General features: G+C 70.4%; 18 protein-coding genes and 3 pseudogenes. 15 read left to right on the top strand and 6 right to left on the bottom strand.

The window, feature by feature from the left end; genetic code table 11:
* The first annotated feature begins 59 nt into the window (after positions 1-59).
* From ACFZDJ_RS44285 to ACFZDJ_RS44265, 5 genes and pseudogenes are all read left to right on the top strand, one after another.
* A complete protein-coding gene (locus ACFZDJ_RS44285) occupies positions 60-1,433 on the top strand; it encodes an FAD-binding domain-containing protein (RefSeq protein ID WP_391067866.1) in 1,374 nt (457 codons plus the stop codon).
* A 206-nt stretch (positions 1,434-1,639) separates the two neighbouring features.
* Complete coding sequence (locus ACFZDJ_RS44280) at positions 1,640-2,362, top strand: DUF4142 domain-containing protein (protein ID WP_248296385.1); 723 nt, start codon at positions 1,640-1,642, stop codon at positions 2,360-2,362.
* A 492-nt stretch (positions 2,363-2,854) separates the two neighbouring features.
* Positions 2,855-2,989 (top strand): annotated as a pseudogene (locus ACFZDJ_RS44275) (sigma factor-like helix-turn-helix DNA-binding protein); the annotation flags it as partial.
* A 162-nt stretch (positions 2,990-3,151) separates the two neighbouring features.
* Positions 3,152-3,319 (top strand): hypothetical protein, encoded by a 168-nt coding sequence (locus ACFZDJ_RS44270; RefSeq protein WP_391067863.1) that lies wholly within the window; start codon positions 3,152-3,154, stop codon positions 3,317-3,319.
* Positions 3,249-3,532 (top strand): annotated as a pseudogene (locus tag ACFZDJ_RS44265) (fasciclin domain-containing protein); the annotation flags it as partial. The gene ACFZDJ_RS44270 and the pseudogene ACFZDJ_RS44265, both read left to right, overlap by 71 nt.
* On the opposite strand, the gene ACFZDJ_RS44260 reads toward ACFZDJ_RS44265, so the two are convergent.
* Positions 3,496-4,332, bottom strand: a complete 837-nt coding sequence (locus ACFZDJ_RS44260; RefSeq protein WP_391067861.1) for an MBL fold metallo-hydrolase — start codon at positions 4,330-4,332, stop codon at positions 3,496-3,498. The pseudogene ACFZDJ_RS44265 and the gene ACFZDJ_RS44260 sit on opposite strands and share 37 nt — an antisense overlap.
* Positions 4,333-4,452: 120 nt before the next feature.
* Between ACFZDJ_RS44260 and ACFZDJ_RS44255 the strand changes: the two genes are divergently transcribed.
* A complete protein-coding gene (locus tag ACFZDJ_RS44255; RefSeq protein WP_384906590.1) occupies positions 4,453-5,055 on the top strand; it encodes a TetR/AcrR family transcriptional regulator in 603 nt (200 codons plus the stop codon).
* A gap of 137 nt (positions 5,056-5,192) precedes the next feature.
* The gene (locus ACFZDJ_RS44250) at positions 5,193-5,633 is read left to right on the top strand and encodes an SPW repeat protein (protein WP_168505677.1); all 441 of its coding nucleotides are present in this window, start codon (positions 5,193-5,195) and stop codon (positions 5,631-5,633) included.
* Between the two features lie 268 nt (positions 5,634-5,901).
* On the opposite strand, the gene ACFZDJ_RS44245 is transcribed toward ACFZDJ_RS44250, so the two are convergent.
* The gene (locus ACFZDJ_RS44245; RefSeq protein WP_391067858.1) at positions 5,902-6,483 is read right to left on the bottom strand and encodes a hypothetical protein; all 582 of its coding nucleotides are present in this window, start codon (positions 6,481-6,483) and stop codon (positions 5,902-5,904) included.
* Positions 6,461-7,012, bottom strand: a complete 552-nt coding sequence (locus ACFZDJ_RS44240) for an ATP-binding protein (protein ID WP_391067855.1) — start codon at positions 7,010-7,012, stop codon at positions 6,461-6,463. Before ACFZDJ_RS44240 ends, ACFZDJ_RS44245 begins: the two co-directional genes overlap by 23 nt.
* Before the next feature lie 306 nt (positions 7,013-7,318).
* On the opposite strand from ACFZDJ_RS44240, the gene ACFZDJ_RS44235 reads away from it, so the two are divergent.
* From ACFZDJ_RS44235 to ACFZDJ_RS44225, 3 genes are all read left to right on the top strand, one after another.
* Complete coding sequence (locus tag ACFZDJ_RS44235; protein ID WP_390933230.1) at positions 7,319-8,194, top strand: Scr1 family TA system antitoxin-like transcriptional regulator; 876 nt, start codon at positions 7,319-7,321, stop codon at positions 8,192-8,194.
* A gap of 24 nt (positions 8,195-8,218) precedes the next feature.
* Complete coding sequence (locus ACFZDJ_RS44230; protein WP_390933470.1) at positions 8,219-8,431, top strand: DUF397 domain-containing protein; 213 nt, start codon at positions 8,219-8,221, stop codon at positions 8,429-8,431.
* 104 nt (positions 8,432-8,535) lie between these two features.
* Positions 8,536-9,348, top strand: a complete 813-nt coding sequence (locus ACFZDJ_RS44225) for an SAM-dependent methyltransferase (protein ID WP_168505681.1) — start codon at positions 8,536-8,538, stop codon at positions 9,346-9,348.
* A gap of 106 nt (positions 9,349-9,454) precedes the next feature.
* On the opposite strand, the gene ACFZDJ_RS44220 is transcribed toward ACFZDJ_RS44225, so the two are convergent.
* Entirely contained in the window at positions 9,455-11,239 is a 1,785-nt protein-coding gene (locus tag ACFZDJ_RS44220) for a helix-turn-helix domain-containing protein (RefSeq protein WP_390933231.1), read from the bottom strand.
* A 149-nt stretch (positions 11,240-11,388) separates the two neighbouring features.
* Between ACFZDJ_RS44220 and ACFZDJ_RS44215 the strand changes: the two genes are divergently transcribed.
* The 3 genes from ACFZDJ_RS44215 (at position 11,389) to ACFZDJ_RS44205 (ending at position 15,479) form a co-directional block, all read left to right on the top strand.
* Complete coding sequence (locus ACFZDJ_RS44215; RefSeq protein ID WP_391067852.1) at positions 11,389-13,182, top strand: Hsp70 family protein; 1,794 nt, start codon at positions 11,389-11,391, stop codon at positions 13,180-13,182.
* 29 nt (positions 13,183-13,211) lie between these two features.
* Positions 13,212-14,018 (top strand): hypothetical protein, encoded by an 807-nt coding sequence (locus ACFZDJ_RS44210; protein ID WP_391067849.1) that lies wholly within the window; start codon positions 13,212-13,214, stop codon positions 14,016-14,018.
* A gap of 246 nt (positions 14,019-14,264) precedes the next feature.
* Entirely contained in the window at positions 14,265-15,479 is a 1,215-nt protein-coding gene (locus ACFZDJ_RS44205) for a phosphotransferase (RefSeq protein ID WP_391067846.1), read from the top strand.
* Between the two features lie 202 nt (positions 15,480-15,681).
* On the opposite strand, the gene ACFZDJ_RS44200 is transcribed toward ACFZDJ_RS44205, so the two are convergent.
* Entirely contained in the window at positions 15,682-17,136 is a 1,455-nt protein-coding gene (locus ACFZDJ_RS44200) for an amino acid permease (protein WP_390933235.1), read from the bottom strand.
* A 115-nt stretch (positions 17,137-17,251) separates the two neighbouring features.
* Here ACFZDJ_RS44200 and ACFZDJ_RS44195 point away from each other — a divergent pair, with 115 nt between their 5' ends.
* A complete protein-coding gene (locus ACFZDJ_RS44195) occupies positions 17,252-18,451 on the top strand; it encodes an ROK family protein (protein ID WP_384906606.1) in 1,200 nt (399 codons plus the stop codon).
* A 182-nt stretch (positions 18,452-18,633) separates the two neighbouring features.
* Complete coding sequence (locus tag ACFZDJ_RS44190) at positions 18,634-21,390, top strand: exo-beta-D-glucosaminidase (RefSeq protein WP_391067844.1); 2,757 nt, start codon at positions 18,634-18,636, stop codon at positions 21,388-21,390.
* Positions 21,391-21,615: 225 nt separating this feature from the next.
* Here the strand turns inward: ACFZDJ_RS44190 and ACFZDJ_RS44185 are convergent.
* Positions 21,616-22,335: pseudogene (locus ACFZDJ_RS44185) on the bottom strand (hydrolase); the annotation flags it as partial.

Below are 22,335 nucleotides of genomic sequence, written 5' to 3'. Positions count from 1 at the left end.
GTCCGCACTCTCGTCGCCGCCCTGTCGCAGCACCACGTCCCCTGTCCCGGAGTCACACCATGAGCATCTCGGTCGTCCTGTTCACCTCGGACCTGCGTCTGCACGACCATCCGGCGCTGCGCGCGGCGCAGGGCGGCTCGGCCGCGCTGGTGCCCCTGTTCGTACGGGACGACGCCGTCGCCGAAGCGGGGTTCACGGCGCCCAACCGCATGGCGTTCCTCGCGGACTGTCTGGCGGACCTGGACGCCGGACTCCGGGAGCGCGGCGGCCGACTCGTGGTGCGCTCCGGCGATGTCGTCGCGCAGGTGTGCAAGGTGGTCGCCGAGGCGGACGCCGACGAGGTGCACATGGCCGCGGGGGTGAGCGCCTACGCCCGCCGCCGTGAGGAGCGGCTGCGCACCGCTCTGGAGGGCGAGGGGTGTCGGCTGCACGTCCACGACGCCGTGATCACCGCGCTCGCGCCCGGCGCGGTCACACCATCCAACTCGGACCACTTCGCCGTGTTCACACCGTACTTCCGGCGCTGGTCTCAGGAGCCGCTGCGCAACACGGTCGCCGCGCCCCGGGCGATCCGGGTGCCGGACGGCGTCGGCTCGGAGGAGATCCCCTCGCGCAGGGGCCTGTCCGGGCTGTCGCAGGGGCTGGCGCGGGGCGGCGAGCGGGAGGGCAGGAGGCGGCTCGCGGCCTGGCTGCGGGCGGGGATCGTCTCGTACGAGGACGGCCATGACGACCTGCCGGGCGACGCCACCTCCCGGCTCTCTCCCCATCTGCACTTCGGCACCCTCTCCCCGGTCGAACTCGTGCACCGGGCGCGCGCGGCGGGCGGCCCGGGCGCCGAGGCGTTCGTACGCCAACTGGCCTGGCGGGACTTCCACCACCAGGTGCTCGCCGCCCGGCCGGACGCGGCCGTCGCCGACTACCGCACCAAGCACGACCGTTGGCGCTCGGGGAGGACGGCGCGCGAGGACATCCAGGCGTGGAAGGAAGGACGTACCGGCTATCCGGTCGTCGACGCGGCGATGCGCCAACTGCGCCATGAGGGCTGGATGCACAACCGGGCACGACTGCTGGCCGCCAGCTTCCTCACCAAGACGCTGTACGTGGACTGGCGGATCGGGGCACGGCACTTCCTGGACCTGCTGGTGGACGGCGATGTCGCGAACAACCAGCTCAACTGGCAGTGGATGGCCGGAACGGGCACGGACTCGCGGCCGGGCCGTGTACTCAATCCGGTGACACAGGCCAAACGGTACGACCCGGACGGGGAGTACGTCCGGCGCTGGGTGCCGGAGCTGGCGGGGCTCGCGGGCGGCGCCGTGCACGAACCCTGGAAACTCCAGGGCCTGGAGCGCGCCGCGTACGACTACCCGGACCCCGTCGTCGAACTCTCCGACGGACTGGCCCGGTTCAGGGCCGCTCGGGACCGTGGCTGAGCGGCATCACGGCCGATGAGACGGTGTCTCAGCGGTTCGCGACTGTGCGGGTGGCGGCACGGATTTTACTTTCCCTAGAGGTTTCTCCGACCCGCGCAGCCGTACAGGTGGGCGTCCGAAACACCCGTACCGGATCCACGCACCGGATCCACCGAGCGGCTCACCGGAGCGTCATGCTCCGGGCCGTCGCCCCGCCAGGAGGCTCAATGCGCATTGCACGAACCGCAGGAACCGTCTTCGTGGCAGGTGCGTTGGTCATGACTCTCGCCGCGCTCGCCTACCCGGCGATGCTCGGTCTGCAAACCACGTCCACTGCCCAGAACCGCATCATCGCCCAGACCTCGACGGGCCCGCTGACCGAGGCCGACCGCGACTTCGTCGTCAAGGTGCGGGCGGCCGGACTGTGGGAGTACCCCGTGGGGATGCTGGGTCTTCAGAAGGGCACCACCCCGGCGGTCAGGACCGCCGGTGACCACCTGGTCAGGGGCCATGCCGCGCTGGACGAGACAGACCGCAAGGTCGCCGCCGCACTCGGCATCACCATCCCCAACAAGCCGTCTCCTCAGCAGCAGGGCTTCGTGTCGACCCTGAGCGGCGACACCGGCAAGCAGTTCGACACCGACTTCGCCAACATCCTGCGGGTGACCCACGGTTCGATCTTCAACACCGTCGCCAAGATCCGGTCCACCACCGAGAACTCGCTGGTCCGCCAGCTGGCCGACCAGGCCAACACCACCGTGCTGGACCACATCACCGTGATGGAGAAGACCGGACTGGTCAACTTCGATCAGGTGCTGTTCCAGCAGACCACCCCGCCGAAGCTGCCCGCCTCCGATCTCACGCCGCCCGCGCCCGCGCCGGGTGAGCCGACCGCCGTGCTCACCCCGCCCGCCGGCGGCTCCCCCTCGCCCACCGGGACGGTCGGCTGAGCCGTTCCCGGCCCACCGGCGCGCGGGGGATCAGCTCCGGGTGGCCGGGACGGGCGAGTCGTACAGACCCGAGAGGGTCCCGAGGGCGTCCCGAAGCCCGGGTGGGCGGAGCATCCCCCGCACCGGGCGGCCCGCCCAGCCCGGCCCCCCGAGCAGCACGGCCGGGTGGCTGCGGGCCCCTTTGACCCCCCACTGGGTGCCCGCGACATGCCGGGCCAAAGGCAGGTCGGCCGTCGAACGCATCTGGGCCCACAACAGGACGGCCTTCGGGCCCAGCCGTCGCACGGCGGCGATCAGCGCCTCCGTGGGGATTGCCGCCCCGAACATCCGGGTGGGCAGGCCGAGTTCGACGAGTCCCGCGTGCAGCGCCTCCAGGGCCAGGCTGTGCTGTTCGCCCGGGACGCACGCCAGCATCACCGGCCCCGCTGCGGCGGCCGGGGTTCCCAGGGGCCGGACCGGCTCGGTGGCGCGGTGCAGGGCGCGTGAGATGACCTCGCGTTCTACGAGGACCTGCCCCAGCCCCAGATCGCCCAGCGCACCGGCTGGCCGCTGGGCACCGTCAAGAGCCACGCCCGGCGCGGACTGCACCAGTTGCGCCGCTGTCTGCGCGCGGAGGCCGTCGGCTGAACGTCCGGCGGCGCACGCCACGCCCGCGAAACCGCCCTCGCCACGCCCGCGCCGAAGTCCCCACCGGTGAATTCGCCACCGCGGGCCAATCCGCCGCCCCACCGGCTCCGGATCCCACCCGAACCATGCGTACGTCCTGGAGGACCCCCTGTGAAGGAAGCCGTGGAGATCGGGAGAAACCCGGCCGCGGAGCCCAGCCTGCCGGACCCGATGGCCGACGTCGCCCGAGGCGACCAGCAGGCCTTCACCGCCGTCTACGACGTCGTGGCGGACGACCAACGACGCCTTCGCGAAGATCCCGAAGGCCGACCTGGACAAGGTCCTCAATGACAAGGAGCGGCTGACGAAGATCCTGGCCTACCACGTGGTCGGCGAGAAGTTGACGCCCCGGCAGCTCGGGAAAGGCACCTTCCCGAGCTGGAGGAGGGCGAGTTGAAGACGGCGGGCTCGGGCACCGACTCCGCCGAGGTCGTCTGCGGCAACGTCCCGACCGCCGACGCGACGGTCTACATCGTCGACACCGTCCTGATGCCGCCCGCGTAGCGCGCCAGTTCCCACGGGTCGTGCGCGCTGAAGACCTCCACCTCGTCACCGTGCAGCCGCACCAGTTCCCGCAGACGGGCGTGGTTGCCGAGCCGCAGCGGCCGGTCCACCTCGGTGAGCTGCTGGAGGACGTCCATGCCGGGGTGTCCCCGGGGGTGGTCGGGGTCGATCTCGTGGTGGAAGTAGTACGCGTCCCCGCAGTGCAGCAGCCGGCGCCCGCCGGCGGCGACGGCGATCGCGCTGTGGCCGCGGGTGTGGCCGCCGAGCGGGACCAGCAGGATCTCGGCGTCCAGGCCCTCCAGCGGGCGCACGGCGTCGAATCCGAACCACGCCTCGCCGTGCGGCTGCGCGTACGTCACCCAGTGCGGCCGGTGTGCCCACTGCGCGGGGCGGTAGCGAACGCGGTCCTCGGGGTGAGCCCCGGGGGCCGCCATCGCCGCGCGGTGTTCGGCCTCGCTCAGGTGGACCTCGGCCCACGGAAAGTCGGGCAGTCCCCCGGCATGGTCGAGGTCGAGGTGGCTGAGGACGACGTGCCGGACGTCCTGAGGACGGAAGCCGAGCGCGGTGACCTGGTGCAGCGCGGTCTCCGCGAGGTCGAGGACGGGCTGGGCCCGGCCGAGGAAGTCCGCGCCGAGGCTCTCCTCGGGCCGCGCCACGTCCTGCGTACCGATGCCGCTGTCGACGAGGACGAGCCCGTCCCGATCGGTCTCCACGAGGAGACAGTGGCAGACCGCGGGAAGGCTCCCCTCCTCGGTGTCGATCGTCCGCATGGAACCGCAGTTCAGGTGATGGATCTTCACGGTGACTCCCTTCGGTGGGTCCGTTTCACACGCCCGGCACCGCCCGCTCACGACTCCGAGCACATAGCTACCGAACGATCGTCAGCTAATCACGAACGGTCGTTAGGTTAAAGTGACCGCATGAGCCCCCGCAAGTCCGTTGCCGAAACCGCCGCCACGCGGAGCCGGATCATCGACAGCGCCCTGACGCTGGCCTCCGCAGAGGGCCTCGAAGGCCTCACCATCGGCCGTCTGGCGACCGATCTGGAGATGAGCAAGGCCGGGGTGATCGGCCACTTCGGCAGCAAGGAAGCGCTCCAACTCGCCGTTCTGGCCGCGGCCGTCGAGTTGTTCCGGCTACGTGTGCCGGCCCGGGCCGTCGGCGCCAGACCCGGCACCGAACGGCTGACGCGCGCCTTCGACGAGTGGATCGACTACATGGCCGAGGGCGAGGGGCACGGGGGCTGTTTCCTCAGCTCGGTGGCGAGCGAGTTCGACGGCCGGCCCGGTCCGGTCCGCGACGCGGTGCTCGACGCGCTCGCCTCGTGGTCGGCGTATGTCGCGGCGGAGTTGGGCACGGCGGTCGAGGCCCGCGAACTGCCGCCGCGCACCGATGTGGAACAGCTCGTCTTCGAGCTCAACGGCGTAGCCCTGGCGGCCAATCAGTCCATCCAGCTCCATCGCGACCCACAGGCACCCACGCGGGCCCGCCGTGCCATCGCCCGCCTCCTCATCGCCCCCTGAGGATGGATCCTGCCCCGCTGGAGAGAAAAGCGACCTCTACACATAAAGAAGAAATAAGAGCACAATGAAAACAAGCGGCGCCAACCGCATACCGCACCAGAAGCGGTCAGGCCTGCAGAGAACGAAGGAGACGACTCATGGCCAACGTCTCGCACCCCAGAGGTGACATCACGACCCACCCCGATGCATCCGAAATGCGGGAGCGGTATGACCGCATGCTCGGTGGCCGCGATGTGGCGCTCGTGGACGGACCGGTGTTCCTGCTCGGTCTGTACTGCGCCGTATCCCCGTGGATACTCCACTACACGACGAGTCAGCCCGCCCTGGCGACGCACAACCTCATCATGGGCATCGCCATCGGCCTGCTGGCCCTCGGATTCACCAGGGCTCCCGAAAGGATGTACGGCCTGAGCTGGGCCATCTGCGCGATGGGCGCGTGGCTGATCATCTCACCGTGGGTGGTCGGAACCAGCCCGGACACCGGCGTCGTGATCAACAGCATCATCATCGGCGCGTTGGCCGTGGTGCTGGGGGCGCTGTGCGCGCTCGCGACGACGAGAAGCACTCCTCGGGCGTAGGCCCGACGGACACCCTTCGGAGCGGTCCCGACGGACATCCACCGGGAGCGGCGCCGGAGGCCCATACCCGGGCCCAGCCCCGTGAGTCGATGCCCGAGCTGGGCCCAGGCCCACGAAAGGAACGAACAACCCCACAGGCCGGCCCGCCCACGCGGACCGGCCTCCCTCACGCCCGCCCCGCGCACATCCCGATCGCGGCCGTCGCCCGGCCACGGACAGTTGCGCAGGCGATTACTTGCGTGGTGGCGGGCCGAAGAGCCGCAGGTCTCTAGACACCCGCGCCGAGCGACCAGCTCGGGGTGCTGCCCGCGAGGCGGCAGGTGAGGAAGTACAGCGGGATCGGCGGCGTGTACGGCGAGTCGCCCTTGGGCCGGTGGATCAGACGGGGGCGAGCGGACCGTGAGCGCAGCAGGGACCGTGTCCAGGACGGGTCGGCCAGCCGCGCGCCCACCGCGTAGCTGATGGAGGCCGGCCAGGTGACGCCTATGTGGGAGCCGGAGGGGACGATCCACCACCACCGCTCGTCGTCGGCGAAGACACAACCGACGCGGGGCAGACAGTCCATGATCCGCTGCCCGTGTTCCGGGGAGGTGCCCACGGCGTCGTATCCCAGACCGGCGGACAACTCGGCGGGTATCGCCAGTCGTGCCGGGGACTCGTGCGGCGGCGCGGTGGGGATGTACATGCGCAGGCCCAAGACGGCGGGGTACGGGCGCGGATCGACGGCGTCGGTGTGATCGCGGCCGTCAGGGGCGGGGAGACGGTCTCGGCCGTCGAGGGCGGAAAGGTGGTCGCTCGGGTGGCCCGCGGGCTGGTGATCGCGCAGGTCAGGAATGTGCTGTCGTTCCATCAGTTAAAGATCCTTCGGCCGAGTGGGGGATGGGCCGGGCCATGGTCACGGTCGCCGGCGAGCCGGTCGACACGGTGTCTCCTCCCTTCGACGGCAGTACGGCCCAGACGATGCGTCCGGAGCCGTCGGCGGTGCCTGTGACGCCCCAGTCGCTGCTCAGGGCGCCGACCAGGAGGAGTCCACGTCCACCCTGGTCGTCGGGCCCCGGCCGGCGCTGGGTCGGAAGGCTCCAGCCACGGTGCTGGTCCTCGACCTCGATGTGGAGCCGCTCCTCGGCGATGTGGACTCTGCACACGATCCACTCACTCGCCGTGTGCGTCAGCGCGTTGGTGACGAGCTCGGAGGTCACCAGGATCGCGTTGTCGCGGGTCTCGGGGTCTATGCCCCACTCGGTGAGCGACTCACGGACGTCTCTTCGGGCCATACCCACCGAGGCGGGCGCCGCGGGCAGGGCGAACACACCTGCCCGATGGGGACATTCGTCCCCTGGTGGTAGGCCTAAAGGCTGGGGGAGGGAGGGCGGGGTCATCGCCGTTCGCCTTTCGTCTGCCTTCGCACCACAAGCGGTGCCAATGCCGTCCCCCGTGGCCCCGCACTGCCGCGAGATGCGCACAACTCACCGTGCAAGGCGTCACGTCGCAGCCCCGTCTCCCCCAACTGGGCCGCACGACCACTCCCTTCACCGGGCCAGGGACGATAGGACCACTGTGGCAGCTGCCAACAACACCTCGCAACCGACAAGTTGAAAATTGCAATGTGCCAGGTGCATGCTTCCCCCGTCGACGGATGATCGTGACAGACTGCGACCTCGAAGCCCGCTGTGAGGGGGTAAGGCGTGTCCACGGAGACCGACTGGGGCGGCGCCCCTTCCGTCCTGCGCATGATTCTCGGCAAGCAGCTGGAGGAGCTGCGCACCCAGTCCGGGCTGACATACGAGCAGGCGGGCGAGGCGATCGGCGTCAGCCACTCCACCATCCGTCGGATGGAGGCCGCCAAGGTGGCCCGGCTCCGGCTCACCGACGCCGAGAAACTCCTCCAGACGTACGGCGTGACGGACCAGCAGGAGATCGACACCTTCCTGAAGTCGGTCCGCGAGGCCAACAAACGCGGCTGGTGGCACACGTACCGTGATGTCCTGCCGGACTGGTTCGCGGCGTATCTGAGCCTGGAGCAGGCGGCCCTCCAGATCCGTGCGTACGAGGCGGAGTTCGTGCACGGGCTGCTGCAGACGGAGGCGTACGCGCGCGCCCTGCTCGGCGCGGGCAACCCGCACGCCTCGGCCGAGGCGACCGAGCGCCGGGTGGCGCTGCGCATGCGCCGTCAGGAGCTGCTGTCCCGGCCCGCTCCGCCGCGCGTCTGGGTGGTGATGGACGAGACCGTGCTGAGGTGGCCGGTCGGCGGACCCGAGGTGATGCGCGCGCAGATCGACCATCTGATCGCGGTCAACGCGCTCCCCCATGTGACCCTGCAGATCATGCCGTTCAGGAACGGCCCGCATCCGGCCATGCGGGCCGGCGCGTTCCATCTCTTCCGGTTCAGGGCACCCGAGTTGCCGGACATCGTCTATCTGAGCGGTCTGGTGGGTGCCGTCTACCTCGACAAGGACGACGACGTCGTGGTGTACCGCGAGGCCCTGGACCGGCTGGGCGCACAGTCGACCCCCGCCAGGAAGACCGAGGAACTTCTCGGTGCGATTCGCAAGGAGCTATGAGTGCACCACCACATACGCAACGGCATGCCGTCCCGGGAACTGGGCGCGCAGGGCTGGTCCAAGCCGTGGAGCGACGACGCGGGCGGCGCCTGCGTCGAGGCGAAGAAACTGGGCGACGGGCGGATAGCGCTGCGTCAGTCCACCGATCCCGAAGGGCCCGCCCTGGTTTTCACGCCCCGTGAAATGACGAGCTTTCTCACGGGTGTCAAGGCGGGGGAGGCCGACTTCCTCCTCTGACAACCTTGTCTGATTCCTATGCCCTGTTCTTTCCCCCACGAACGAAGTTCTCTTTCCTCCACGAACACCAGCTGTGCACCGACGACTTGATGGGAGGGGCGGCGTTGCCCGACAACGGATGGCCTGCCGACCGTATCGACACCGAGAGCGCACACTCCGCGCGCATCTACGACTACATCCTGGGCGGTAAGGACTACTACCCCGCCGACAAGGAGGCGGGCGACGCGATGGCGCGGGAGTGGCCCGCCCTCCCGATCCACATGAAGGCCAACCGCGACTGGATGAACCGCGCGGTGGCCTATCTGGCCAAGGAGGCGGGGATACGCCAGTTCCTCGACATCGGCACCGGCATCCCCACCTCCCCCAACCTCCATGAGATCGCCCAGTCGGTGGCCCCCGACTCGCGGGTCGTCTACGTGGACAACGACCCCATCGTCCTCACCCTGTCGCAGGGTTTACTGTCGAGCACCCCCGAGGGCAAGACCGCGTACGTCGAGGCGGACATGCTCGAACCGGCGACGATCCTGGGCGCGGCGGAGCTGCGTGACACCCTCGACCTCACCCAGCCGGTCGCCCTCACGGTGATCGCCATCGTCCACTTCGTCCTGGACGAGGACGACGCGGTCGGCATCGTACGGCGCCTCCTGGAGCCCCTTCCCTCGGGCAGCTACCTGGCGATGTCCATCGGCACCGCCGAGTTCGCGCCCGACGAGGTGGCCCGCGTCGCCCGTGAGTACGCGGCCCGCAACATGCCCATGCGGCTTCGCACCCACGCGGAGGCCGAGGAGTTCTTCGAGGGCCTCGAACTCGTCGAGCCCGGCGTCGTCCAGGTCCACAAGTGGCACCCGGACGGCACGGAGACGGGCATCCGCGACGAGGACATCGCAATGTACGGGGTGGTGGCCCGCAAGCCGTAGCCCGTCCGCTCCACACCACCCGTGCCGCCGGGCCCACTCGAAAGGGGCCCGGCGGCACGAGTGTCCCCACGTCCCCTGATCCGCCGGACAGGCCCTAGGCCAGAACCTAGGCGTCCGCCGTGGAGTCCAGTAGGGCCGCGCACTCGATCGCGAGGGCCGCCATGCCGTACGTCCGGGCCACGCGCAGCGCCTCCCGCAGCAGACCGGAGGCGTGGGCGGCGGCACCGGGGCGGCCGGACCTGCGCAGCGCGCGGGCCTGGGCCAGCCGGAGGCGGGCCAGCTGGGGCTGGGAGGAGCGGACCGGTTCGGTCGCGGTGCGGAAGTGGGCAAGGGCGGTGTCCGGCTCTCCGGCGGCCAGGGCCAGCAGTCCGCGGGCCCGGGCGGTCGGCCCGATCAGCACGGTGGGCCAGCCCGCGAGGGCGATCTGCTCGCCGTCGTGGGCGGCGAGCCGCTCACGCAGTACCGGCAGGATCTGGCGCAGCTCGGCTTCGAATCCGCCCCGGGCGTCGAGCGCGGCGCTCACCTCGGCGAGCAGCACCAGCGTGGGCACCGCCCATCCGGACGGCGGGAACCGGCTGAAGTCGTCGGTGTCGTGGGCGAATCCCACGAGCCGGTCCGCCCCTTCGGCGTACTGACCCGTCTCGCACAGCGCGAGCGCGAGCCCGGCCCGCCAGACGGGGAAGTAGCCGTGCCGTTCGACGGTGTCGGCCAGACCGGAGGCGAACAGGTCCGCCATCCGTCCCTGTTCGCGCAGCAGCCAGTAGGCCTGGCCGAGGCGGGTCTGGTGCAGGTTGTCGGCGGGGACGGCCAGATCGGCGGGTAATCGCTCGACGAACGTCAGCGCGTCGCCGAAGATCCAGCCCGCGGCCTTGTCGAACCGGCCGTGCCACAGGTCGAGCAGGGCGTCCAGGGTGTGCTGCTGCCAGGTGGTCAGCACACCGCGGGTGTCCGCGGCGTGCTTGCGGTACTGGTTCGCCGTGGCCAGCGCGCTGTACACCTTGCCTGCCCGCAACTGGTCGAGGGCGACGGCCATGAGCGCCTCGCCGCGGAAGTAGGCCGAGCCGTGCCGGGCCGCGGCGTCCCGCAGGCGCTCGGAGAGCGTCAGGGACTCCGCGGTGGACATGAAGTCGTACAGTCCCCACCGGCATTCGGTGAGCACCTCGCAGGCCACCTCGTCGTCCTTGCCGTCCACGGACAGCCTGCGCAGCGTGCTGCGCGCCAGCCGTGCCCCCTGCTCCGGGCCCGCCTGGCCGGCGGCGGTGTCCTGGCTGACCGCCATGGACAGCTTCTTCGCCAGGTGCGCGTTGAGCCTGAGGCGCAGTCCGGCGGCCTCGACGCTCCCGTCGTCGCCCAGCGCGGCCAGGCTCTCCCTGATCAGCTGGAGCAGTTCGTGGTCGACCTGCCCGGGGTCCGACCAGCGGCGGGCCATCCTGATGACGGCCTCCGCCCGGGCCGGGGGATCCCCCTCCGCGCTCGCGTACGCCGCCCGGTAGAGCCGGTCCGCCTCACGCATGTCCCCGGCGGTGTGGCTGAGGTCGCCGCGCCGCAGCAGCCGGTCGAACTCGTCCCGTTGCCGAGCGGCGGCCGAACCACCCCCGCCCGCACCGGACTTCACCAGTTTGGCCGCCCGCTCCCCCGGGCCCGCGCCGATCGTCTTCGAGATCCGCTCGGTGGACGGATCGGGGACCAGGGCGAGCAGCGCGCCCTTCGCTTCCAGCCGCTCGTCGCACAGCTGCGCGAGCTCGTGCGTGACGCGTCGCTGGCCCGTCTCGATCCTGCTCAGAAAGCTGCGGCTGCAGTGCACCTCTTCGGCCAGCTCGCTCAGTGACTTGCCGGCCGCCGTCCGACGTCGGCGCAACTCTGCGCCGAACGCGTTCTCTTCGATCGCCATCCTCCCAACGGCCCGCTCCCCGCCCTGTGTTGCCAGAAAGCGTTGGCAACAGCCGACCGCTCCACGTTGCCGCGGAAACCCACCACTCTGTCTGTGAGCGAGCTTACAGCGAGCAAGGGTGCGAGCACCGGCGGACAGGAGCACTGGTCATGGGATCGGACGAAGCCAAGGTGGTGGCGGCCGTCGACTTCGGCACGCACGGCACCGGCTTCGCCTGGACGGTGCGAACGCCGCTCAACGACGATCCGCTGACCAGGCGGGTGCAGTTCTTCACCCGGTTCCCGGGCCGGCAGCTGGACGGTCCGAAGAACCTGACCGCGATCCTGGTGACGGACGGCGGGGACACGGTCGCCTGGGGCCACGAGGCGCGCGCTCGGTGGGTCGAGGCCCTGACGAAGGGGGAGTCCGAAGGGCTCGGCTATGCCTACGCCTTCAAGACGGCGCTGAAGAGCGGCGGTTCGATGGCGGACCTGCCGATCACGGGCGGCTTCGTCGACCGCACCGACCGCGGGCTGATACGGGAACTGGTCACCGCCTACCTCAAGGAGATCCGCGAACTGGCGACCGCGGAGATCAAGAGGATGACGTACACGGAACGTGAGGTCCGCTGGTGCATCACCGTCCCCGCGATCTGGGACGACGAGGACAAGGCGGTGCTGCGGCGGCTGGCCGTGGACGCGGGGTTCCCCGGCGATCCGGAGCGGCTGCTGCTGGCCATCGAGCCGGAGGCGGCGGCCCTGTACTGCCATCTGCGGATGCCCGACGCCGCCTCGGATCCGCACCGGCGGGCCCGGCTTCCCCTGCACCTCGACGGTTTCCGGTCCGTGGTGGTCGACTGCGGCGGCGGCACGGTCGACATCACGGCGTACGAGTCGCACGGCGACGCCGGTCCGTCCATCGCGCTGCGCGAGATCGGCCTCGCCACCGGTGGGTGGCTGGGTTCGGAATACGTCAACCAGGCCTTCTTGGACAAGACGCTCGGCGACCGCTTCGGTCCGGCGGCCTTGAAGCGGATCGAACGGGACCACCCCGGCGAGCTGCTCAAGCTGTCCGGGCAGTGGGAGCGGGCCAAGGCGACGGTGGAGCTGGACCGGGAAGCGGATGCGGTCGCCCAAGTGCTGGACCCGGTGCGGATCGAGGTTCCGGTCACCGTGTGGGACCTCCTGGACGAGCCGGTGCGGGTGCGGCTGACACGCGACGCCGCCGGCCTGCCGCGGCAGATCGTGCTGCCTCCCGAGGAGGTGAAGGGGCTGCTCGACGAGAGGGTGGACGGCATCCTGGACAAGGTCGCGGAGCAGCTCGCGACCATCGGCCGGACCAGCGGCGCGGGTGCGGAGCCGGAGACCCTGGTCCTGGTCGGCGGATTCGCCCGCTCCCCGTGGCTGCGCGAGCGGATGCGGGCCCGCTTCGGCGACCGGCACCGCATCCTCGTCCCGCCGGACCCGGCCCTCGCGGTCCTGGAGGGCGCCGTGCACTTCGCCTACCGGCCGCACGTGTTCGTCTCCCGGCAGGCGAAGTACACCTACGGCTTCGAGACGGCCAAGCCCTTCGAGGAGGGGGTCGACTCCACGATGCGCATGTACCGCGACGACGAGGGCGACCTCCTGTGCGTCGGCCGTTTCGGTGTCGCGGTCCGGCGCATGGACAGCGTGCGGGTGAACGACGCCCACCCCTTCCGGATCGTGCCGGTCCGCGAGGACCAGGACGAGCTCGACGTACGCCTGTACCGCTCCGCGAAGGCCGATCCCCGGTACGTCGACGAGGACGGATGCGAGGAGATCGGCCGACTGACCGTCGACCTGTCCGGCACCGTGGGCAGACCGCTGCGCGAGCGTCCGATCATGCTGTTGTTCTACTTCGGCGCCGCCGAACTGCGGGTCGAGGTGTTCGACCCCGCCACCGGGGAGACCCGCCAGGTCTCCGTCGACTTCGACCGCGTATAGCCATGGCCTACCGCCCCGAAGGAGGAGACGTGCTGTTCAACCGCGACAAGGGCAAGCGGCCGCAGGAAGTGAGCATCAGGCTGGACGGCTTGGACACCCTGGAGTCGCGGATCCGGAAGCTTGAGGCCGCCGCGGACGACCAGCGGGCCGCGCTGGCCGCGCTCGACCCGCTGGGTGACCGACTGATCGAGTTGAGGATGCGCCAAGAACGCGCGGAGGAACGGGCCCGGACGCTGGAGACGGCCGTCGCGGACACCCGCCGCGTGCTCGACGAGCAGAGCGAGGTACTGGACCTGGTGCGGGTCACCCAGGTCGCGGAACGGGCCGATCTCACCCGTGAGGACTTTCTCGTCCACTACGAACTCGCCCGGCGGCTGCGGGCGTTGTACACCCAGCGGATGCCCGACCTGATCCAGCCGCGCCTGACGGCGGAGCGGCCCCGTGACGCCGTACGGCGCCAGGCGCAGTTGATCAGCCGGCTGTGTGTGGTGCTGTTCGGCCCCGACGAGCAGGGTGGGCTCGGCGAACCCGACCTCGCCGAACTGGCCCGCATCGCCACCGACGCCGGGGTGGTGGGGCTCGACGCGCGCCACCAGCGGCTGTTGGAGCGGGTCGGCACGGAGGCCGCCCATCTGTTCCGGGCCATGACCGTCAGTGGTCATGCCAGCCACTTCGACTTCGCGGTGGAACCCGGCGCGCCGGCGGATCCGGAGGAACACGCCCTCTGGCCCTCGTGCGAGGCCGGGCGACCCGTCGCCTTCGTGGTGTGTCCGGGATACCGGGCGGCGGACCGCCGACTGTTGGAGACCTTCGTCTACACCGAGGCCGAGGGCTGACTTCGGGGGTTCGGTTCGATGTGCTGTCCGACCCTCGGGTCGGGGTCGGGCAGAAGGATTTCGGTCCGGGGCGCGCGGGGGGCGCTCCGGCCCGGAAGGCCACAGGGCCCGCGGGGGGACCGGGTTGGGGGACCCGGGGGAAGGGGAGCGGAGTCGCCGCATCGGCTCCGCTCCCCTTCCGATGCGCGCGTCCCGGCCGCCGATAATCGCTGGCCGAGAGCGCATCCGGTCGTTCACACTCGCGCGGTGACAAGAACCGTGAGTGCGTGGGTGACCTCGGGTGACGAGTTCCTCGGGAGCGCGGGGCCGTTCGCCGTGGACGTCCCCTGGTGGTCCGAAGTGGGGCCGGTCGTCGCGTGGTTGGAGGGGCTACTAGGGGTGCCCGTGCTGGTACTGCGTCTGCTGGACGTGGAGGGGGGTGCGGGCGGGCGGGACGGCCATGTGACTTACCACGTCGAGGCGTTGGAGCGTCCGGCCAGTGGTCTGCTGGATCAACGTCCCGTCGAGACGGTGGTGTTGGGCGGTGCGGAGGCGCTCAGATCGCCGTGGGCCCGGGCGGAGGGGCTGCGCGAGCTGCTCGACTGGGCGGCCGGGGAGCTGGCTTCGGCGGGGCGGCCTGTGAGCGGTCCGGTCGTGCAGCGGCGAACCTGGAATCTGTCCGGGCTCTTTCGTCTGCCCACCGCGCGCGGTCCGGTCTGGCTCAAGGCGACACCGCACTTCGCGGCGGACGAGTCCGCCGTCATCGCCGCGTTCGCGGGGGTCGACCCGGGGCTCGTTCCTCCGCTCCTCGGCGTGGGTGAGGGGCGCGTCCTGATGGAGCACATTCCCGGTGAGGACTGCTGGGGGGCCACGCCGGAGACGGTCGGTGCGGCGGTGGGGCGGTTCGTTGCCGCGCAGGCCGCGGTCGCCTCCGGGGCTTCGGGCGGGTACGCCGTGGTGGCGGGGGTGCGGGATTGGCGTGCGTCGGTTCTTGAGGTGGCGGTTCGTGATCTGCTCGACGGGCCCCTCGCTGGGGAGTTGACCGAGCGGGAGGTGCGGGGTGCTCGGGAGTTGGCCGGGCGGTGGGAGCTTCTGTCGGAGTGCGGGCTGCCCGACACACTGGTGCACGGTGACTTCCACCCCGGGAACTGGCGAAGCGACGGTGGGGCGCCTGTCGTGGTGGACTTCGCCGATGCCTATTGGGGCAATCCCGTGCTCGACGGGCTGCGTGTCCAGGGATTCCTTCCCGAGTCGGGTCGTGCGGCGGCCGCCCGGGACTGGGTGGCGGCCTGGAAGTCGCGGGTGCCCGGCAGTGACCCGGCTCGGGCGCTCGATCTCGCCGAGCCGCTGGCCCATCTCACGTACGCCGTCCGCTATCAGGAGTTCCTGGACGGCATCGAACCCTCGGAGCGGCCCTACCACCAGGGGGATCCGGCGGACGAGGTCCGGGCGGCGTTGCGTTGCGCGGGGATCGGGGGGTGACGGGCGGCGACGCGGTCCTGGGTGGGGCGGGCGCCGACGCGGTCCTGGGTGGGTCGGGGCCGTGGCGGTACGTCGAGCCCGTCGCCGCCGGATCAGGCGTTGCCCTAGAAGGAGCCGTTTCCAGATCCGGACGTAAGCGACGGGCTTGCGACGTACCGCCACGGCCCCTTCCGTGTGCCCTCGGGTGCGGCAAGTGGGGCGTTCACGTGCCGGCCGGCTCCGTGTCCGGGGTCGAAGGGGTCAGGTACTCCTCCTTGATCTCCTTCGGGCCGAAGGGCCACACCTTTTCCAGGTTCGCCCAGACGACGAAGGCGACGCAGCCCAGGGCCACCCAGGCCAGGGACCATTCGATGGGGTGGCGGCCCGGGGAGTTCTTGTCGGCGTAGCCGTAGATCGTGAGCCAGCCGACGAGGGCGAGAAGGCTGGGGATCGGGTAGAGCCACATCTTGTAGGGGCGGTGGAGGGTGGGCCGGCGCTTGCGCAGGACGGAGAGGGCGACGATCTGGGCCAGGGCCTGGACGATCACCATGACGGTGGTGAGGAGTTGGATCAGGGTGGTCAGGTCGGTGTGGCGGCCGATGAGGAAGCCGATCGCCGTGATGACGCCCATGGTCGCCAGGCCCAGCATGGGGAAGCGGTGCTTGGGATGCAGTTTGGCGTAGGGGCGGAAGAAGACGCGGTCGCGGGCGGCGTCGTAGGGGACGCGCGAGCCGCCGAGGAGTCCGGTGAAGACCGAGGCGAACGCGGTGATGAGGATGAGGACCGTGACCGTGTCGGCGGCTCCCTTGCCCCAGGTCTTTTCGAGGACGGCCGAGGCGACGGAGGTGGAGGCGATGTCCGTCGGATCGGTCATGCGGTGCCAGTCGATGACGCCGAGGGTGCCGATCTGGAGGAGGAGGTAGATCGCCATGATGCCGAGGATGGAGAAGATGATGGAGCGGGGCAGGGTGCGGCCCGGATCCTTGATCTCGGCGCCCATGTACGCGGTGGTGTTGTAGCCCAGGTAGTCGTAGATGCCGATGGTCAGGCCCGCGGCGAAGCCGATCCAGAAGTGGCTGCTGGTCAGTTCGAAGGCGTGCGCCGGGTAGGTGAAGGCCAGGTGGGCGCTGAAGTCGGTGGCCGCGGCGATGATCACCAGGAGGACCGAGGTGATCATGACCGCCCACATGACCGCCGTGATGCGGGCGATGTGTTCGATTCCGCGCCACAGGAGCAGCACCACGAGGGCGACGACGGCCAGGCCGATGAGGTCGCCCGTCGTCTTGCCCATGTCGGGAGCCAGGTAGCCGAGGTACTGGACGAAACCGACCACGCCGGTGGACATGATCAGGGGGATGAAGAGCATGGCCGTCCAGACGAACAGGAACGGCATGAGGCGTCCGGTGCGGTACTGGAAGGCCTGGCGGAGATACACGTAACTGCCGCCGGAGCCGGGCATGGACGCGCCCAGCTCGGCCCAGATCAGGCCGTCCGCGAGGGCCAGGATCGCGCCCGCGACGAAGCCGATGATCGCCTGCGGGCCGCCGAACGCGGCGACCATCAGCGGGATCGTCACGAACGGGCCGATGCCGCACATCTGGCTCATGTTGATGGCGGTGGCCTGGAACAGGCCGACGCGGCGGACGAAACCGCCGGTGGGTGGCGGGCTACCGGACATGGGGTCTCCTGATATCGGGACGCGGGGAGGTGGGCTCCCCTCTGGCTCGCCCGGCGAGGCTGACTGGGCGATAAAGTTAAGGAGACTTACTAGATGCGTCAAGAGGGTGTCAGGCATGCGTGAGAATGGAGCGATGCCCGCCAGCGACGCCATAGCGCAGCCCGAACAGCCCTGGAACCGGCAGCGGCTGCGCAGCACCAATGAGCGGCTGCTGCTCGACCGGCTGCGCACGGGCGGTGCCGCCTCGCGGGCTCAGCTCGCGCGGGAGACGGGGCTGTCGAAACCGACGGTCTCCAGCGCGCTCGCGGCGCTGGAGGAGGCGGGGCTGGTGCGTGAGGCGGGCACGCACGCACCCGAGCGCGGCCGGGTGGCGGTGCTCTACGCCCCGGATCCCGCGGCCGGGTACGCGCTCGGCATCGACATCGGGCGCAGCTGGCTGCGGGTGGCGGTCGCCGATCTGGACGGCGGTGTGGTCGCCCGCGCCGACGTGCGCAATCGGGCGCGCAGTTCGGGCGCCATGGCCGACCTCGTCGTTTCCACCGCCCGCCAGGTCGTCGCCAACTCCGGCGTGGGAGCGCACGAGGTGGCGCACGCGGTGGTGGGCACGCCGGGCGTGTACGACGAGGAACGGCGCCGGGTGCGATACGCGATGCATCTGCCCGGGTGGGGCCGCGCGGGCCTGTTCGACCGGATGCGCGAGGAGTTGGGCATCCCGCTGGAGGTGCACAACGACGCGAACCTCGCGGCGCTCGGCGAGTACACGTACGGCGTCGGCGCGGGCAGCCGGCTGTTCACGTACATCCTGATCGGCACCGGTCTCGGCATGGGCGTGGTGAGCGAGGGGCGGCTGTTCACGGGGGCGCGCGGCGGGGCCGGGGAGATCGGGTTCCTGCCGTGGCCGGGGCGGCAGAAGCCGGAGACGCTGGAGGACGCGGTGTCGGGGGAGGCCGTCGTCGAGGCCGCGCGGCAGTTCGGTATGACCGGCCAGCTCACGGCCAAGGCCGTGTTCGACGCGGCGCGCGAGGGGGACCCCGCCGCGGTGCGGGCGGTACGGCTGGAGGGTGAGCGGATCGCCTATACGGTGGCCGCGGCCGCCGCGGTGCTCGATCCCGATCTGGTGGTGCTCGGCGGCGGCGTGGGCCACAGCATCGACCTGCTGCTGCGGCCCGTGCGCGAGACCCTGCGTACGCTCACTCCCCTGCGTCCGAAGATCGTGCCGAGTCGGCTGGGCGAGGACGCGGTTCTGCTGGGCGCGGTGGCGACGGCCCTCGGGACCGCGAGGGACGTGGTGTTCGAGCGACGCTCGGCATCCTGAGCGGGGCACTCGCCTTGGGTGATTGACACCGATTGCTCGGCCGCCTAGCTTGTGCGCCAGTTAGTAAAGTTTCCTAACTTGCGGGCCTGGCTCGCGCCTTCTTGCCCCTGCCTCGCTCATGCCTCGCAGTGCCGACATGCAGTCTCGTAGCGCGGATGCTCCCCACCCCCAAGGAGACCACCGTGTTCCATCGCCCTGCCCCAAGACGGCGTTCCGCCACGGCCGCCGTCGCCCTGTGCCTCCTGTGCACCCTCTCGACCAGCGCGTGGGGCGAGTCCCGGAGCGCCGGACCCGACACGGCCGCACGCTCGCCGGTCACCCCGGTGCCCGCCACCGCGGGCAGCACCACCGCGCTGTCCGGGTACGCGATCCAGTCGACGGCCAAGGTCACGGACGCGGCGTCCGACGTCTCGAGCCCGGGCTATCCGGCGCGCGGCTGGTACCCCGCGGGCTCCCGCTCCACCGTCCTCGCGGCGCTGCTCGCGGACGGGAAGTACGCCGACCCGTTCTACTCGACCAACCAGCAGAAGATCCCGAAGGCCGACTTCCAGGTCCCCTGGTGGTACCGCTCGGACTTCACGGTCACCGACACCACCGAGCGCAGCTACCTGGACTTCAGCGGGGTGATCTCGGCGGCGGACGTCTTCGTCAACGGCAAGCAGGTCGCCACCGCCGCCGCTGTCGCGGGCGCCTACACGCGGCACGAACTCGACATCACCTCGCTGGTGCGATCGGGCACGAACACGGTCGCCTTCCGCATCCGGCCCAACCAGCCCACCAAGAACCTGACCATGGGCTGGTTGGACTGGCTCCAGCCGCCGCCCGACCAGAACATGGGCATCGTGCGTGACGTTCTCGTCCGCCGGGGCGGTCCGGTCGCACTGCGCGACGCGCACGTCGTCACCGAGCTCGCCGTCCCCTCGCTCGCGTCCGCGGACCTGACGGTCAAGGCACAGGCCCGCAACGAGACGAGCGCTCCCGTCACGGCGACGGTGTCCGGCAGTATCGGCTCGGACGCCTCCTTCAGCAAAACCGTTTCCCTCGCCGCACACGAGACGAAGACCGTCACCTTCTCCCCCACCGACACCCCCGGCCTGCATCTGAACGCGCCAAAGGTGTGGTGGCCCGCGGGCATGGGCGGACAGCCGCTGTACGGCCTCGACCTGACGGCCTCCGTCGGCGGCACCGCCTCGGACACCGCGCACGAGAACTTCGGCATCCGCGAGGTGAAGGCGCCCCTCAACTCCGACGGCGCCCGGCAGTACAGCGTCAACGGCCGCAGACTGCTCATCAAGGGCGGCGGCTGGTCCCCGGACGAGTTCCTGCGCTGGGACCGGACGTATGCCGAGGACCGGCTGAAGTACGCGCTCGACCTCGGGCTCAACACCATCCGCCTCGAAGGCCACATCGAGCCGGACGAGTTCTTCGACCTCGCCGACCGGTACGGCATCCTCACGCTGCCCGGCTGGGAGTGCTGCGACAAGTGGGAGGGGAACGTCAACGGCAGCGAGGCCGGCGAGAGGTGGACCGCGGCCGACTATCCCGTCGCCAAGGCGTCGATGGCCGCCGAGGCCGCCCGGTTGCGCGACCACCCGAGCGTCATCTCCTTCCTCATCGGCAGCGACTTCGCACCGGACGCGAAGATCGAGAAGAACTACCTCGACGCGCTGGACGCCGCCGACTGGCCGAACCCCGTGGTCGCCGCCGCCTCGGACAAGTCCTCGCCGATCAGCGGCAGTTCGGGCATGAAGATGACCGGGCCCTACGACTGGATCCCGCCGAACTACTGGTATGCCAAGCGCGAGGGCGGCGCCACCGGCTTCAACTCCGAGACCAGCGCGGGCCCCGACATCCCCACCCTCGACACCCTGCGCCGCATGATGTCCCCCGCCGAGCTGGACACCCTGTGGAAGAGCCCGACCACCAAGCAGTACCACCGCTCACCGTCGTCGACCTTCGGCACGCTCAAGCTGTACGACGACGCGCTCGCGGGACGGTACGGAGCGCCGAGCGGCCTGACCGACTACGTACGCAAGGCACAGCTCGCCCAGTACGAGAACGTACGCGCGCAGTACGAGGCGTACGGGCGCAACGCCACCGACTCCGCCAACCCCGCGACCGGGGTCATCTACTGGATGTTCAACAGCGGATGGACCTCACTGCACTGGCAGTTGATGGACCGTTATCTCGACCAGGGCGGCGCCTACTTCGGGGCCAGGAAGGCGAACGAGCCGCTGCACATCCAGTACTCCTACGACACCCGTTCGATCGTCGTAGTGAACAACCGGCACGCCTCCGCGTCCGGACTCACGGCCCGGGTCACGCTCTTCAACACCGACGGCACGCAGAAGTACGACAGGACGGCGACCGGGGTGGACGTGGACGGGGACGGCGCCCACAGCACTCCTCTCACCGTGCCGTCCTCCGTGAGCGGCCTGTCGAGGACCTACCTGGCACGCCTCGTCCTCACCGACGCCGAGGGCAACGAGGTCAGCCGCAACATCTACTGGCTGTCCACCAGGTCCGACACCCTCGACTGGACCAAGACCGACTGGTACTACACGCCGACGACGAGCTACGCGGACCTCAAAGGGCTCAGCTCCATGGCGAAGGTGCCGGTTTCGGCGACGGCTTCGACCTCGGTCGGCGTGGACGGTGCTTCTACGACGACGGTCACGGTGCGGAACACCGGGACGGGGCGGACGCCGTCGCTGCTGACCGACGTGCACCTCGTGGACTCGGCAGGGAAGCCCGTCCTGCCCGTTCAGTGGTCCGACAACCAGGTCAGCCTGTGGCCCGGCGAGTCGGCGACGCTCACCGCCACCTACCGGACGGCCGACCTGCACGGTTCGGCCCCCCGGGTTCGGGTCTCGGGATGGAACACACCGGAGACGACCGTCCCGGCGGTCGGCACCGAATCCACACGACACGGAGAGTGACGGCGGCACACACCTTCTCGTCGAGTGAGGCCTTCAGCGCCGCGAAGGTGCACGGGGTGGCCTGGTTGCAGGCGGTCTCGCCGCCCGTGAGGTACCAGGTGCCGGTCGTGGTGGCATAGGTGCTGCCGCTCCAGCGGTTCGTCACCGGGGGCTCGGCGGGCGCCCCGAACTCTGGTGCGCGACGGGCGGGCCCGTTCCCGGGCCCGCCCTCTCGCTCGTTCGCGCTCAGCTCACGTTGAGCGCCGTGTCGTCGAGGACGAACGACGTCTGCAGGGTGGAGCCTTCGGTGCCGGTGAACTTGACGGTGACCGTCTGCCCGGCGTAGCCGGACAGGTCGAAGCTGCGCAGCGTGTAGCCCGACGCGGCGTTCAGGTTCGAGTACGTGGCGAGCGTCGACAGGACCGTGCCGCTGCTGTTCAGCACCTGGGCCTTGAGGGTGTCGTACGCCGTGCTGGTGGTCGTCTCGGCCGTGTCCACGTGGAGATAGAAGTTCAGGGTGGCCGCGCAGCCGGACGGGATGGTGACCGACTGGGAGAGCGTGTCCGTGTTGGCCGAGCCGTAGCCGTTCAGCCAGGCCTTGTAGGAGCCCGTACGGGCCGCCTCGCTGGAGCTGTTGGTGATGACACCGCTGGTCGCCGTCCAGGATGTGTTGCCGGACTCGAAGCCGGGGTTGGCGAGCAGTTGGGCGGCCGTGCAGGTGCCGCCACCCCCTCCACCGCCGCCGCCGCTGCTGCTGCCGCCCGCGAGCCACTCGGTGGCGTTCAGGGCGAGGGCCGCGTTGGTGGCGCCGGTGTCGTTCCAGCCGTCGTACAGGGTGTTGCCGGACTGGCCGGTGCCGTCGTCGATCGGGGAACTGTCGCCCCAGAAGGCGACCTTGCCGCTGCCGAAGGTGCTGGTGGCGAAGAAGGCCCCGGTGTTGCCCGAGTAACCGGAGCGGTAGAGCAG

It is taken from the genome of Streptomyces sp. NPDC007896, assembly GCF_042959425.1.
GTDB lineage: Bacteria > Actinomycetota > Actinomycetes > Streptomycetales > Streptomycetaceae > Streptomyces.
The sequence above is the reverse complement of the archived record's forward strand: the minus strand, read 5'-3'. Positions and strand labels throughout refer to the sequence as shown.